Source organism: Halomonas sp. KM007, assembly GCF_050709225.1.
GTDB classification, from domain to species: Bacteria; Pseudomonadota; Gammaproteobacteria; order Pseudomonadales; family Halomonadaceae; genus Vreelandella; species Vreelandella hamiltonii.
In genome coordinates, this window is record NZ_CP136131.1 from 3,589,101 (window position 1) to 3,602,519 (window position 13,419).

The window sequence follows — 13,419 nt, forward strand, 5'->3', positions numbered from 1 at the left end:
CTCATGGTCGGAGAATTTATGTCGTGCCTGCTTGAACCGCAGGGCGGTGTTCCGGGGTCCGGTCCGGAAGGCGGGCAGTTTACGCAATGCCGCTCTTGCTGACCAGTGCCCCGGGTGGCGGCATCCGGTGTGTCAATGGAATTGGCGTGATAAGCTACCCCTCTAAAGCCGCTAGAGATGGACGCATGGCCACCATAGAACATAGTGAAATCGTTCGAGCCTCCCCGGAGCGCGTATTTGACTTGTTACGCCGAGTGGAAGATTTTGCGGAGTATTCGGACTTGATACGCTCGATCGATCGTCTTGGCGAAAACCGCTACCGCTGGCACGTGCGGGCAGTGGGCATGGACTGGTCGTTTGACGTGGAGGTGACCGAGATCGAGCCCCCGGAGGTATTGGCCTGGGAATCTCTGGATGGCGTCAAGAACCAGGGGCGCTACCAGCTGCGCGCCGTACCGGAAGGGACGGAGGTGTCACTGACCCTGAGTTATGACATTCGCAATCGCCTAATGGAAAAAGCGGTGAACAAGGCGGCCAGGCCACTGGTCGGAAAGGTCAGTCGACAAATTCTCGAGCGGGTTGAAGCACGCCTCCATGCGTAAATTATCTCTCTACTCCTGGCGCTGGGCGGCCGCGTTTGCGGTGGCTGCCATGCTGGCCTACGTATGGCTTTGGTACTCCCCGGACCTGATGGCGGTGAAGCGCTGGGCCGCCACCATGTCGCACCATCCGGTAGTCGTGGTGACCGTCATGCTGACCATGGCGGTGACACTTGCGATTGGCCTGCCCGGTAGTATTGGGCTGTGGTTGATCGCGCCTTTTTATCCGCCTTTGATCGCAACGCTCATGTTGACCGTCAGTAGTGTGGCGGGCGCCTGGGGGGCTTATTTGCTGGCGGCGCGAGTCGGGCAGCGGTGGCAGCCCAAGGGGCTGACGCTCAAGGTCATGGATACCCTGAAAGCGCGAAGTGACCTGCTGACCCAATGTGCCATGCGAGTGCTGCCGGGGTTTCCGCACTCAGTGATCAATTTTGCGGCAGGCCTGGGGCATATTGCGCTGGGGCGCTATCTATTGGCTGCCACGCTGGGGCTGGCCGTGAAATGGGCCGTCTACAGCAGCGCCATTTACGGGGCGCTGGAAGCCATCGAGGAAGAGGACCCGCTACAGATGGACGTGCTGCTGCCCCTGTTGGCCCTGACGGCGCTGCTGCTGGCGGGGGGCTGGTACCGGCGCCGCCTGGAGGCGGCGCGGGGTCAGGCTTGAATTCAGGCGTTCATTCTGCCTTGTGCATTGAGGCATCCAGATGATCGACCACTTCGGCCCAATCAGCATCTTCTTCCACTGCTTCGCGTAGAAAATCCGCCTGGCCTTCGTTCCAGCAAGGGGCGTCGGCCAGCGGCATCTCTTTGGGTAACGGTGAATGTCGCTCAATAAAGCGTTCGATAGAAGCCGCGTCCGAGCGCAGCCCCAGCTGTTCAAACAGTTCACTAAAATGATGCACTGGTTGATCCATACGTTTTCACCTGTTTTCAGAAGGTTATGTTGCACTCCATGTGTCCTGTTTAACCATAGCCTGTCTGCTCCGGGATGCCAGTCTGGCTACCGCTCGCCCACTAACGGAGTGACGAAGCGCGTTGCCCGGTCATCGTGGGTAAGCGGCTGCGCCAGCAAATGTACCAGCTTGGTGTAAGCTGCCTCGGGGGTCATGGAACCCCCGGACAGCACGCCAGCGTCCGTCAGGCCGTGGCCAGCGGCGTAAGCGCCCAGGTGAAGGGTGCCTTGCGGGCACTGGCTGACCGCGGCCACCAGCTTTCCTTCTCCGCTGGCACGCGCCAGTACGGCTAACAGGTCCGGGTCGTCAGGCAAGTTGCCCGCTCCCCAGAGCTCCAGCAGTGCCCCCTTGACGCTGTCATTCGCCAGCCAACTGGAGAGTTGCCAGGCGGCCATGCCTGGCCACAGCGCGATGCGCACCACTTGCCCGTGAGCAAGGCACCCATAGTCCGGGAGTTCGAAGCGGGGCGCGCCACGCTGGTGAAGCGCCAGCCCCCGGCTGGGGTAAAGTACGTAGTCATCGTCTACCCGTTCGCCCAGCAGGGGATAGTTGGGGGAGGCAAACGCGGTCATCGCTTCACAGTGCTGCTTTACCGTTCTGACACCCCGCATCAGGCGTCCCGCAAAGTAGATCGCCACTTCCTGCAGGGCGCTCATGGCCGCAAATTGCAGGGCGCCGCATACGTTGTCCAGAGCATCGCTATTGGCTGCCTCCAGCGGTTGCATGGCCCCCGTCAATATGACCGCCTTGTCCAGCCCCTGAAGCTGATAGGCCAGGCTCGAGGCGCTCCAACTGAGCGTGTCGGTGCCGTGCAGGATGACAAAGCCTCGGTAGGTTGCAAAGCGTTCGGCGATGTCGGCGGCCAGCGTTTGCCACGTCGTGGGCGTGGCGGCGCTGGAGTCGATCAAGCGATCATGGCTGATGATGTCGTAGGCAGGCAATGTCTGCTGGCGAGCGATGGGCAGCTGTTGAAGGGCGTTTTGCAACCTCTCGGCAAAGTTGCCCGCGGGCACCAGACCCTCGGAGGTGGGCTGCATGCCGATCGTACCGCCGGTGTAGATGACCAGTACCCGCTCATGTGGGTAGGGGGTGTCTGTCAAACGAGGAGCGTTACTCATGGCCATGTCCTGGTAAAGGCAAAAAAGAGTTATTGAAGGTAGACGCGCAGCTGACCGCCTTGATCATCCAGCTGCCGATTGCGACCTGCCAGACAGGCAAAGCCGCAACAGACCAGAATCAAGCCGATCAGCAGCCAGGCAATGTGCGCGGTCGAGGCGCCCATCTGCAGCATCACACCCACGCCAAAAGGGCCCAGTGCGGCCAGTGTGTAACCGCCTCCCTGAACCAGTCCGGAAAGCTGTCCAGCCAAGGGTGCGTTGGCGGTGCGGAGTACGAGCAGTGCCAGAGCCAGGCTGAAACTGCCACCCTGACCAAGGCCCAGCAGGACGGCGCCCGGCCAGCGCCAAGCCATCGGGGCAATCAACAGCAGCGCCAAGCCGATGGCCGTGGCGGCCAGTACCATGAGGAGGGCAGGTCGTTGGTCCTTGTGCCAGCGGGCAACCCATGGGGCCGCCAGCGCCGAGGCCAGTTGGCTCATGATGGAGACGGCCATGGTCCAGCCAGCGTCTGCTTCGCTGTAGCCACGGTCGATGAGCAGGGTGGGCAGCCAACCAAACACGATGTAAGCCATGGAAGACTGAATGCCCATGAAGAGCATCACATGCCACGTCAAGGGTTGGCGTAGCAAAGCGGCAAGCGGCACTCGGAAGGTGGGCTGAATCGATGGCGCTGCGACGGGGCGTGGCGCAAAGCCTGACCATAGCAGCCAGGCTGCCAAGGCCAGTAGTGACCAGCTCATCAGGCTGAGTTGCCAACTGCCCAGCCAAGTCAGTAGCGGGACGCTCAGTCCGGCTCCCAAGGCGCCACCAAAGCAGAGCGCCATGGTGTACAGTCCTGTCAGCAGGTCGGCGCTGTGCGGCAGTTCGCGTTTGACGAGGGCGGGAAGCAGTGTGCCCGCTATCCCGATAGCACCGCCTGCCATGGCCGACCCCAGGTACAGCAACCCTGGCAAGGGAGCGCCCCGTACCAGCAGGCCGGTCGCCAACAGCAGCAGTGCGGCACTCAATGCCCGCTCACTGCCCAGGCGTTTGCTGAGCCAGGGTGCCAGCGGTGCGGCAAGACCCAGGCACAGCACGGGCAGCGTGGTCAAAATGCCGGCCGCGGTAGGCGACAGCCCCGCGCTTTCCTGCAGCCTGTGCAGCAGGGGGGCCACCGACGACATGGCCGGGCGTAGATTGAGCCCAACCACGAACATCAAGAGGATGAAGCTGACGGCGCGGCGTGTCACCATGACGAGCGCTTATTTCATGTAAGGGCGCAGGTCGCCGCGTACGGCATCCAGCAGGGTGATGAAGTGGTAGTCCTGGGGCGTATCGATGGCATCCACACGTACCTGGGTGCGCATGCCTTTGTTGATGTCCAGTTTGTCGTAGATTTCCAGGGTCAGCTTGCGTGCCGGTTTGTCACCTAATGCAATGGCGCCATCCGCCAAATTGAAGGTTTCCAGCAGTGTCGCTCTGATACGAGTGCTGTTGCCTTCACTCAGCACGCGACGCACGAACAGCCAACCTTCACAAGGCAGGGAGGCGTTGTCATCGCATTCACGCAGAAACAGCGTTCGATAGCAGGCGCCTTCGTTCGAGGCTTTTTCAGCCATGCTGCGATAGGCCTGAATGACCTGTGCCGAGGAAGCGCGAGCATCTTCCAGACGCTGTGAGATACCCTGATGCTCGCGGCTCAGCTGCTCCTGACGCTGAAAAGTCAGCCACTGGCGATAATCTGCCATCAGTTGTGAAGACGCCATAGTCACTCCATGAATTGGTTCAGCGAAACGCCGGAATATGCGAGGCGATACCTTCGCACATTCCGGTCTTTGGGGCTAGCGGCGAGCGCGACGGCGGCGCTCGTCGCCGTTATTGGCTTGCGGGCTCTCGGACGCGCGACGGGCGCGAGGTTGACGCTGGCTGCGGCGGCCATTTTCGATGGGTTCGGGCTTGGCATTGGGGTCAGGCTCGAAGCCGGGCTCGACGTGCTTGGGCAGCGTTTGATTGATCAGCCGCTCGATGTTCTTGAGCAGGCCATGCTCATCGACGCACACCAGTGATACCGCTTCACCGTTGCTGCCCGCGCGGCCTGTGCGCCCGATGCGGTGCACGTAATCTTCGGCGACGTTGGGCAGGTCAAAGTTGACCACGTGGGGAAGTTCGCTGATATCCAGGCCACGTGCGGCAATGTCGGTGGCGACCAGTACCTGCAGGTCGCCACTCTTGAAGGCCCCGAGCGCTCGAGTACGCGCGCCCTGGCTCTTGTTGCCATGGATCGCCATGGCGGGAATGTCCTGCTTGGTCAGCTGCTCTGCCAGGCGATTGGCGCCGTGCTTGGTACGCGTGAAGACCAGTACTCGAAACCAGCCATGGCGCTGAATCAAATGGGCCAGCAGGTCGCGTTTCTTGTCGCGGTCCACGCGGTAGATGGCCTGCTCGATTTTTTCGGCAGTGGTGTTGCGCGGCGCCACTTCGATCATCGCCGGGTTGTTCAGCAATTGCTGGGCCAAGGCCTGAATCTCGTTGGAGAAGGTGGCCGAGAACAGCAGGTTCTGGCGCTGTTTGGGCACCAGGCGCAGAAGGCGCTTGATGTCGTGGATGAAGCCCATGTCGAGCATACGGTCGGCTTCATCGAGCACCAGTATTTCCACGCCAGACAGATCCACGTGCCCCTGCTGGTGAAGGTCCAGCAGGCGGCCAGGGGTAGCCACCAGTACGTCCAGGCCGGCTTTCAGGGCGTCTACCTGGGGCTGTTGGCCGACACCGCCGAAAATGATATGCGAGCGCAGTGACAAGTGCTGCCCGTAAGCGGTGACGCTTTCACCGACCTGGGCGGCCAGCTCCCGAGTAGGGGTCAGAACCAGTGCACGGACCTGGCGTTTGCCGGGGCGTTTGCCTTGCATCAGGCGTTGCAGCATGGGCAGCGTGAAGCCTGCGGTTTTGCCGGTGCCCGTCTGGGCGCTGGCCAGCAGGTCTCGGCCTTCTAGTACGACGGGAATGGCCTGGCGTTGAATCGGGGTGGGCTGATGATAGCCCTGTGCGCCAATGGCGCTGAGTAGATCAGGGTGCAGACCAAGGTCAGAAAAGCTCATGCATTCTCCGCAGTCGCCACTCCCTCACTCTCTAAGTGAGGGGGTGGCGTCATGTTCAAGATACGAGGATGTAATTGCGCCATGAGGGCGCATCTAAGAATCAGATCGGGCAGCCACGACGGGCGTTCTAAAGCCACGCAGCCATTGCCCGCAGGGCTGCGTGGAAGTGATGGGGTGCGCTTGCGAAAGGCGCTGGCGCCGAGTGTAACACGAAAGTCTCACTCAGCGCTGTCGATGCGGACGTGAATTAGCCGCCAGTGAAATAGCCATTGCGCCGAATCTGCTCGGCGATTTCCACGCTCAGCAGGTTCCAGCTTTCACCCAGCGCGCGTACCAGGGCAGGGTAGCCATCTTCTTCCAGGGGCGTTTGCGTAGTGAAGCTTTGCAGTGTGACCAGGCTATTGTCTGCGCGGCGCAGCTGCCACTGCCCGCTGGCTACCGCCATGCCATCGTGGCGCCCCTGGAACTGATCCACCTCCACTGAAAGCGTCAAGGCGTCTGGCAGGGCGCCCTCTGAACGCACCACCTGCAGCTGGGGAAGCTGCTGGGCCAACTGCGCTCGCAGGCTACGTTCCAGCTGACGGCCAATGCCCTCGGCCCACTGGTGTTCACGAGCCTGGTTCAACGTGATGTCGTCCAACTGCATGACGATGCCATCCACGTCCAGATAGTGCGCCAAGCGTGGAGCGCGGATGGCCAGCGTGCCCGTGGGCTGGCTAGGGGCGCTGCTGGCCGCGGGGCTGGGCAGCATGTAGCGAGCTGGGGGAGTGACGCTGCTTGCGCACGCGGTCAGGGCCATGCAGGCAGTGGCAATGATCAGCAGTCGTGTAAAAGGTTGAATCATGGTCTCTCCTGTCAGCGCGGGGCGCGGGGCGTCGGGTCCTGGGTGTCGAGGTTATCGAACAGCAGGGCGCGAGGATTTTCATTCAGCGTACGCGTAAGGGGCTGCAGGTCTCGCATCAGGCGGTCCAGCCGCTCGATGGCCGTGGTCAGCTCCTGATAGGCGGGCGACGACGGCGATACCCCCTGCAGTGTGCTGCGCAGCTCTTCCAGCGTGCTGTTCAAATTGCCGCCAATCGCGCGAGTATCCGGGTCGCTCAACAGTTCGTTGATCGAGCGGCTGACGTCACGCACTTCGTTGAGCACATGCTCTGAGGCTTGCAAATTGCGGTCCAGGCCTGCCAGTAGTGGTTCGACCTCGAGTGCGTTGAGCTTTTCCAGCAGATCGGTAATCTGCCCCTGAATCTGGGCAAAGCCACCGGCGACGGTGGGGAATACCGTCCGTTCCGAGAAAGTTTCCGCTATGTATTCATCGGCCAGGTCGCGCTGGAAGTTCAGATCGACGAACAGCGCCCCGGTGAGCAGACTGCCGTTTTTCAGCGATGCGCGCAGTCCCAGGCCAAACATTCTGGTGAAGCGATTGTCCCAATCTTCCAGATCGATATCTGAATTTTCGATGCCCAGCCGTTGTGGCTCGATGCGAATCAGTACCGGTATCGCGAACCGCGCTCTGGAATCTGGTTGAGGCGCGGTAAAATTCCAGGGTACCGCTGCCACGGTACCTATGCGCACGCCGCGAAACTCCACCGGCGCTCCGCGAGAAAGACCACGCACCGTGTCGTCGACCAGCAGCACGTATTCCAGATAGCGGTTGAAGGTACCTTCGCGGGCGTCGTCTTCATCGGCGTAAAGATTGAAGCGCGCGTTATGCTCAACGGGTCGTCCCATGGGCAGATCTTCGGGCACGCCAAAGGTCACACCGCCGCCCAGCAATGCTTCGAGCGATTCGACATTGACCCGAAAGCCATTGGCATCCAGGCGAAAATCGACGCCGCTGGCCGTCCAGAACCGGGTGCTGTCGGTCACCAATTGGGAATAGGGTTCTTCGATGAAAACCTGGTGATACATGGTGCGCGAATCGGCATCGAAGCGGGTGTCTTCGACGCGACCAACGGTATAGCCCTGATAGGAAACCGGATCGCCGACGCGCAGGGAGTTGCCCAGTTGGCTGACCAGGCTGATCTGAAGTCCGGCCTGTCCTGCCGTGGCCACCGGCGGCACGTCGCTGACGGCGAACTCCCTTCTCGGCTCATCCGACTGGCCGGGTTCCAGCTGAAGATAGGCACCCGACAAAACGGTTCCCAACCCGCTGATGCCCTCGCGGCCGATGCGCGGCTTGACGACCCAGAAGCGGCTGTCTTCTCTGAGCATGGCTTCTGCTTCAGGCTGGATTCGGGCGGTCATCACGGCTTGTGAGAGGTCGTCAGAGAGCCGCACGCTTTGTACGCGACCAATCTCGACGTTGCGGCTGCGTATCAAGGTGCTGCCTGCCTCGATGCCTTCGGCGTTGCTCATGGTCAGCGTGATCAAGGTGCCACGGCTGGTGTAGTTGTCATACACCAGCCACAGGCCGATAACGACGGCCACGAGGGGCACGATCCAGATAGGCGACAGGCGTGTCTGCCGAGAGGCTTTGGCCCGGTGGAGTTCGTTGTCAGTATCGGGGGTGTTGGGGGTGACATCATTAGCCATCAATAGCGTCCTTGGTGGCCGTCGTGCGGCGGGCAGGGCGTGGAGTGGGGGAGTCCCAGATCAAGCGAGAGTCGAACGTCATGGCGGCCAGCATGGTCAGCACGACCACGGCGCCAAAAGCGAGTGCTGCGGGGCCGGGAGTGATCGACATCAGCGAACCGGCACGGATCAGGGCAACGAGGATCGCTACCACGAATACATCCACCATGGACCAGCGGCCAATGAACTCGGTGATGCGATATAGCCGCGTGCGGCTGTTGGCGTTGAGCTCGTCGCTGCGATTGATCATCAGGCATAACCATACCAGCGCGACCAATTTGCCGACAGGCACGATGACACTGGCAATGAAAATCACCGCAGCCACGGGCCAGGACCCCATTTGCAGGAGCTGCACGACACCGCCAATGATGGTCGAGGGTGCCGTATGGCCAAGGCTGGTAGTGGTCATGATGGGGTAGACATTGGCAGGAATATACATGATCGCCGCAGCAAAGAGCAGCGCCCAGGTGCGCTGCAAGCTGTACGGAAGCCGTGTGTGCAATTTTTCGTGGCAGCGAACGCACCGTCCATGGCCTTTTTCCAGGCGGTTGACCAGCCCGCAGGTGGGGCAGCCCGTCACGTTCTGGCTCGCCGCCGTGGCACCCGTCAGGGTGCCTTCCGGGGCCAGTGGCTCGCCCTCCAATGAAAACCACATCCAGTCCGCGTCGATGGACTGTGTGGTCATCAGCAGCAGGATCGCGAACACACAGAAGGCCCAAAAGGAGATGCCCAGCTCGATCTGTGCCATGCCGGCCACTTTGATCAGGCTGACCAGCGCGCCGATGATGAATACATCGGCCATCATCCAGGGGGTCAGGTGGGCCAGCGAGCGAGCGATATCACGACTCAATGGCAGCGGGCGGGCGCGCAGTAACCCGAACTGCAGCCAGATGACCCCTGTCAAGTAGACCGCAGGCAGTACCACGATGGTCATGATCACTGCGATGGCCACGACAGGCTGATGAAAATTGATCAGCGCCGTGGCCGTCTGGGTCAGCTCGATGCGGTTGCCGATACCGCCTACGCTGAAGCTGACGAAAGGAAACGAAACGGCCAGGATGAGTGCCACCAGTGAGGCAATGGCCAGTGCCATGCTACGTTGCGCGGGGTAGCGGTGGCGCTTGACCAGCACATGGGAGCATCGTGGGCAGGAGGCCTTCTCACCTGAGCCCAAAGGGGGCAGGGCCGAGACCCAGTCGCACTCATGGCAGGCGCGCAGCCGCCTGCGCTGGACGCGTGCCTCGGGGGGCGTGCAGTCCACGGCGGGGGTATGCATGGAAAGGGTGGGTCGTTTCATGAAAGAGACATCAGGTAATAGCAAACTCTCGATAGTTGGCGCATTTTAAATCAATATAGAGCCGAGACGTGAGTGTCAAATCAGGGACACCTCGCTTCTCTTGAACTCGGTGCTTGACCCCGCCTCCCGGTTCGACAAGGATGCAGCCGCGATAGTGCCTAATACGATGACATTAAGGAACCGAAATGTTGCTTGCCTTTGTAGCAGTGGTGGTAGGGCTCCTCCTGCTGATCTGGAGTGCTGAAAAATTTATCGATGGCGCTGCTGCTACCTCGCGGTGGTTGGGGTTGTCGCCACTGCTGATCGGTATGCTGGTGATCGGATTCGGAACGTCGGCCCCTGAAATGATGGTCTCCGTGCTGGCGGCCATGCAGGGTAATCCCGGGCTGGCGGTTGGCAATGCTTACGGATCCAATATTGCCAACATAGGGCTGGTGCTGGGTTTTGTGGCACTTATAGCGCCGCTGGCGGTGCACTCCAGCGTTATTCGCAAGGAGATGCCGCTATTGGTGGCGGTCATGCTGCTGACCGGTTACATGTTGATGGATGGCTGGATTTCCCGCGGTGAGGCAGTGTTGCTGCTGGCCGCGCTGGGGATCTTCATTACGGTCAGTATCATCCAGTCACGGCGTCATCAGGCGGATGCACTGACCGATGAAGTGACGGAGAGCCTGGACAGCAAGCCGCTGTCACGTGGTAAAGCAGTGATGTGGACGCTGGTGGGGTTAGTGCTGCTGGTGGCCAGCTCGCGTCTGTTGGTGTGGGGCGCGGTAGAAATTGCCGTAGGATTTGGTGTCAGCGATCTCATCATCGGTTTGACGGTGGTGGCCGTCGGTACGTCGCTACCCGAGCTTGCCTCGTCCATCAGTGCCTTGAGGCGTAAAGAGCACGATATGGTGCTGGGCAACGTGGTGGGCTCCAATCTGTTCAATAGTTTGGCCGTGGTAGGGTTGGCGGGTGTCATCACACCTATCGAAGTGGGTCGTGAGGTGCTGGTGCGTGACTGGAGTGTCATGACCTTTATGACGCTTATGATGGTGCTCTTCGCATTTTCTTGGCGTGGTCGCCCACGGCGTATCAACCGCGTTGAAGGCGGTGTTCTCTTCGCCATTTTTATCGCCTACACAGGCTATATGGTCAGCATTGTGGTGATGTCTTAAACGATTGCACCGAAAAATGGTGGTTTGTCTGAGGAGTATGCGTCAATGCGACACAGCTTTTCAGGCAAACTATCGCTGTATAACGGCGCTCGAAACGTTAAACTACAACACATGTAAAGAATAAGCTTAGTGCTTATAACTAAAATGCAGCGCCATTAAGGCTCAACTAAGCTTGTGACACCCATTGATGGGATTTTAATCCAGGTCTTAGGAGCGTGTGATGGAACTCGACCCCCTTTTACTATCGCGAATGCAGTTCGCCTTCGTTGTATCGTTTCATGCGATTTTTCCGGTCTTCACCATCGGTCTGGCGTCTTACATAGCGCTGCTTCATGGGCTGTTCTTCAAGACCAACAACCCCGCTTGGGACCGCTTGGCACTGTTCTGGACCAAGGTGTTTGCCGTGGTTTTCGGAATGGGCGTCGTCTCCGGGATCGTCATGTCTTTCCAGTTTGGCACCAACTGGAGCAACTTCTCCCAGGCAGCGTCCAACTTCCTCGGGCCTGTGCTCAGCTACGAGGTCGTTACCGCTTTCTTCCTTGAAGCGGCATTCCTCGGTGTCCTGCTCTTTGGCCGAGGCAAGGTGCCACAAGGGGTTCACCTGTTTGCTGCCATCATGGTGGCGATCGGTACTTTCATTTCGTCGTTCTGGATTCTTTCTGCCAACAGCTGGATGCATACGCCGGCAGGGGTAGAACTCATCGACTATCGGTTCCACGTGGTTTCCTGGACCGAAGCGATATTCAATCCCTCCTTTCCTTACCGCTTCGCGCACATGGCCATGGCATCTTTTCTGACCGGTGGCTTCGTGGTGGCCGGTGTGAGTGCCTGGTTCCTGCTGCGTGGTCGCGACCCGGAAGCCAACCGTCGAGCGCTTTCCATGTGCCTTTGGTTGCTGCTGTTTCTGGCGCCAGCCCAGGCGGTCGTGGGGGACTTCCATGGTTTGAATACTCTGGAGCACCAGCCGGCCAAAGTGGCGGCCATGGAAGGGCATTGGGAAACCTCTGGCAACGTTCCGTTGCTGCTGTTCGCCATTCCGGACCAGGAAGCGCAAACCAATCGCTTTGAAATCGGTATCCCCAATCTTGCCAGTCTCATACTGACCCACTCTACGGATGGGGTTATTCAGGGGCTGAATGAATTTGCTCCTGAAGAGCAGCCACCGGTCTGGATCGTCTTCTGGGCGTTCCGCGTGATGGTAGGGATCGGACTGTTGATGATTGCCACCGCCCTGATAGGACTGTTGCTGCGTCGCAAAGGCAAATTCCATCAGCACACCGGGTTCCTCAAGACGCTGGTGTACATGATCCCCATGCCGTTCGTCGCCGTGCTGGCTGGTTGGATCGTGACCGAGTCAGGACGTGCCCCATGGCTGGTATACGGCATGATGACCCATGCGGAAGGCGTTACGCCTTCGCTAACCGGCCCCATGGCGCTGTTTACGCTGGTGGGCTACGTGCTGGTGTACGCGGTGGTGTTCTATGCCGGTATCTACTATCTGACCCGCGTGGTGCGTAACGGCATGCTGCCCAAGGAAGAGCGTGAAGCGGCAGGCGACAATTTCAGACGCCCCATGCGTCCACTGTCGGCCACGGAAACTCCCTTTGATGACGATGTCGACCCGGTGAGGAACTGAGACATGGAAATGTTTGATCTGACGATAATTTGGGCAGGCATTATCGGGTTCGGACTGATGATGTACGTGCTGATGGACGGTTTCGATCTGGGGCTTGGGATTCTGTATCCCTTCGCCCCGGACGAAGACGCCCGGGATGTGATGATGAACTCCGTGGCGCCGGTCTGGGACGGCAACGAGACCTGGCTGGTGCTGGCGGGTGCCGGTTTTCTCGGGGCTTTCCCGCTGGTCTATTCGGTCTTCCTGCCCGCACTCTATATTGGTGTGTTCTTGATGCTGGCGGGGCTTATTTTCCGGGGTGTGGCCTTCGAGTTCCGCTTCAAGTCCCGGCGCAATCGTCGCTGGTGGAACCGCGCCTTCTGCTGGGGCTCCGGCGTGGCCGCTTTCGCTCAAGGGGCGGTGGTTGGTGCTTACATTCAGGGGTTTCATGTCGAAAACTTTGCCTTTGCAGGTGGCGCTTTCGATTGGCTGACGCCATTCTCGGTACTGACCGGCTTCGGCCTGATGGCAGGTTATGCGTTACTGGGAGCCACCTGGCTGATCTTGAAATCCGAGGGCCACATTCAGGAGTGGGCGTACAAGATCACCCCGCTGCTGTTGGCGCTGGTACTGGGCGTCTTCGGTATCATCAGCATCTGGACTCCGTTCGTGAATCCGGTGGTCTGGGAGCGCTGGTTCGGTCATTTGCAACTGATCTGGGTGTTCCCGGCATTGGCGCTGCTGTCGGCTTTCATGGTGTATCGCTCCGTGAAACGTCGTGACGAGGGCATTCCCTTTGTAGCCACCATCGGCATCTACGTGTTCACTTACCTGGGGCTGATCGTCAGCAAGTGGCCCATCATCGTGCCCCCCAACTACACGCTGTGGGATGCCGCCTCCGCCCCTGAATCTCAGCTGTTCCTGCTGATCGGTGTGCTGTTCGTCATTCCGATTATCCTGACCTATACCGCCTGGACCTACTGGGTCTTCCGCGGCAAGGTGCGCGTCGGCGAAGGGTACCACTGATTC

General features: G+C 60.0%; 13 protein-coding genes. 5 read left to right on the forward strand and 8 right to left on the reverse strand.

The features are described from left to right. Positions 1 to 185: 185 nt before the first annotated feature. Complete coding sequence (locus tag RVM27_RS17065; RefSeq protein ID WP_100731213.1) at positions 186 to 602, forward strand: SRPBCC family protein; 417 nt, start codon at positions 186 to 188, stop codon at positions 600 to 602. Beyond that, positions 595 to 1,263 carry a TVP38/TMEM64 family protein gene (locus tag RVM27_RS17070; RefSeq protein ID WP_498957072.1) on the forward strand — a complete coding sequence of 223 codons (669 nt, stop codon included), beginning with the start codon at positions 595 to 597 and terminating at the stop codon, positions 1,261 to 1,263. Before RVM27_RS17065 ends, RVM27_RS17070 begins: the two co-directional genes overlap by 8 nt. A 10-nt stretch (positions 1,264 to 1,273) precedes the next feature. Here the strand turns inward: RVM27_RS17070 and RVM27_RS17075 are convergent, their stop codons facing one another. From RVM27_RS17075 to RVM27_RS17110, 8 genes are all read right to left on the reverse strand, one after another. Continuing rightward, positions 1,274 to 1,513 (reverse strand): DUF2789 domain-containing protein, encoded by a 240-nt coding sequence (locus RVM27_RS17075; RefSeq protein ID WP_016913978.1) that lies wholly within the window; start codon positions 1,511 to 1,513, stop codon positions 1,274 to 1,276. 86 nt (positions 1,514 to 1,599) lie between these two features. Then, positions 1,600 to 2,670 carry an asparaginase gene (locus RVM27_RS17080; protein WP_498957073.1) on the reverse strand — a complete coding sequence of 357 codons (1,071 nt, stop codon included), beginning with the start codon at positions 2,668 to 2,670 and terminating at the stop codon, positions 1,600 to 1,602. Positions 2,671 to 2,699: 29 nt separating this feature from the next. Beyond that, positions 2,700 to 3,902 carry an MFS transporter gene (locus RVM27_RS17085; RefSeq protein ID WP_498957074.1) on the reverse strand — a complete coding sequence of 401 codons (1,203 nt, stop codon included), beginning with the start codon at positions 3,900 to 3,902 and terminating at the stop codon, positions 2,700 to 2,702. A 9-nt stretch (positions 3,903 to 3,911) separates the two neighbouring features. Beyond that, positions 3,912 to 4,415 carry a hypothetical protein gene (locus tag RVM27_RS17090; protein WP_039182141.1) on the reverse strand — a complete coding sequence of 168 codons (504 nt, stop codon included), beginning with the start codon at positions 4,413 to 4,415 and terminating at the stop codon, positions 3,912 to 3,914. A gap of 75 nt (positions 4,416 to 4,490) precedes the next feature. Then, on the reverse strand, positions 4,491 to 5,747 hold the full coding sequence (locus RVM27_RS17095) for a DEAD/DEAH box helicase (RefSeq protein ID WP_498957075.1): 1,257 nt from the start codon (positions 5,745 to 5,747) through the stop codon (positions 4,491 to 4,493). Positions 5,748 to 5,994: 247 nt separating this feature from the next. Beyond that, positions 5,995 to 6,591, reverse strand: a complete 597-nt coding sequence (locus tag RVM27_RS17100) for a PqiC family protein (protein WP_287805977.1) — start codon at positions 6,589 to 6,591, stop codon at positions 5,995 to 5,997. Positions 6,592 to 6,602: 11 nt separating this feature from the next. Further along, the gene (gene pqiB, locus RVM27_RS17105; protein ID WP_498957076.1) at positions 6,603 to 8,279 is read right to left on the reverse strand and encodes a PqiB family protein; all 1,677 of its coding nucleotides are present in this window, start codon (positions 8,277 to 8,279) and stop codon (positions 6,603 to 6,605) included. Further along, positions 8,272 to 9,615, reverse strand: a complete 1,344-nt coding sequence (locus RVM27_RS17110) for a PqiA/YebS family transporter subunit (RefSeq protein ID WP_287805981.1) — start codon at positions 9,613 to 9,615, stop codon at positions 8,272 to 8,274. The genes pqiB and RVM27_RS17110 overlap by 8 nt, the downstream gene beginning before the upstream one ends. A gap of 185 nt (positions 9,616 to 9,800) precedes the next feature. On the opposite strand from RVM27_RS17110, the gene RVM27_RS17115 reads away from it, so the two are divergent. The 3 genes from RVM27_RS17115 (at position 9,801) to cydB (ending at position 13,416) form a co-directional block, all read left to right on the forward strand. Beyond that, positions 9,801 to 10,775: a sodium:calcium antiporter gene (locus tag RVM27_RS17115; protein ID WP_498957077.1), complete on the forward strand. Its 975-nt coding sequence runs from the start codon at positions 9,801 to 9,803 to the stop codon at positions 10,773 to 10,775. A 220-nt stretch (positions 10,776 to 10,995) separates the two neighbouring features. Then, positions 10,996 to 12,411, forward strand: coding sequence for a cytochrome ubiquinol oxidase subunit I (locus RVM27_RS17120; protein WP_062360351.1), 1,416 nt, complete (start codon positions 10,996 to 10,998; stop codon positions 12,409 to 12,411). Positions 12,412 to 12,414: 3 nt separating this feature from the next. Further along, positions 12,415 to 13,416, forward strand: coding sequence for a cytochrome d ubiquinol oxidase subunit II (cydB, locus tag RVM27_RS17125; RefSeq protein ID WP_498957078.1), 1,002 nt, complete (start codon positions 12,415 to 12,417; stop codon positions 13,414 to 13,416). The last annotated feature ends 3 nt before the right edge of the window (positions 13,417 to 13,419 follow it).

What these genes read in the sequence shown, in the direction of transcription:
- RVM27_RS17080 (WP_498957073.1), bottom strand. Translation starts at nt 2,670, where the DNA reads ATGAGTAACGCTCCTCGTTTGACAGACACCCCCTACCCACATGAGCGG.
- RVM27_RS17100 (WP_287805977.1), bottom strand. Translation starts at nt 6,591, where the DNA reads ATGATTCAACCTTTTACACGACTGCTGATCATTGCCACTGCCTGCATG.
- RVM27_RS17090 (WP_039182141.1), bottom strand. Translation starts at nt 4,415, where the DNA reads ATGGCGTCTTCACAACTGATGGCAGATTATCGCCAGTGGCTGACTTTT.
- RVM27_RS17095 (WP_498957075.1), bottom strand. Translation starts at nt 5,747, where the DNA reads ATGAGCTTTTCTGACCTTGGTCTGCACCCTGATCTACTCAGCGCCATT.
- cydB (WP_498957078.1), top strand. Translation starts at nt 12,415, where the DNA reads ATGGAAATGTTTGATCTGACGATAATTTGGGCAGGCATTATCGGGTTC.
- RVM27_RS17070 (WP_498957072.1), top strand. Translation starts at nt 595, where the DNA reads ATGCGTAAATTATCTCTCTACTCCTGGCGCTGGGCGGCCGCGTTTGCG.
- RVM27_RS17085 (WP_498957074.1), bottom strand. Translation starts at nt 3,902, where the DNA reads ATGGTGACACGCCGCGCCGTCAGCTTCATCCTCTTGATGTTCGTGGTT.
- RVM27_RS17075 (WP_016913978.1), bottom strand. Translation starts at nt 1,513, where the DNA reads ATGGATCAACCAGTGCATCATTTTAGTGAACTGTTTGAACAGCTGGGG.
- RVM27_RS17110 (WP_287805981.1), bottom strand. Translation starts at nt 9,615, where the DNA reads ATGAAACGACCCACCCTTTCCATGCATACCCCCGCCGTGGACTGCACG.
- RVM27_RS17120 (WP_062360351.1), top strand. Translation starts at nt 10,996, where the DNA reads ATGGAACTCGACCCCCTTTTACTATCGCGAATGCAGTTCGCCTTCGTT.
- RVM27_RS17115 (WP_498957077.1), top strand. Translation starts at nt 9,801, where the DNA reads ATGTTGCTTGCCTTTGTAGCAGTGGTGGTAGGGCTCCTCCTGCTGATC.
- pqiB (WP_498957076.1), bottom strand. Translation starts at nt 8,279, where the DNA reads ATGGCTAATGATGTCACCCCCAACACCCCCGATACTGACAACGAACTC.
- RVM27_RS17065 (WP_100731213.1), top strand. Translation starts at nt 186, where the DNA reads ATGGCCACCATAGAACATAGTGAAATCGTTCGAGCCTCCCCGGAGCGC.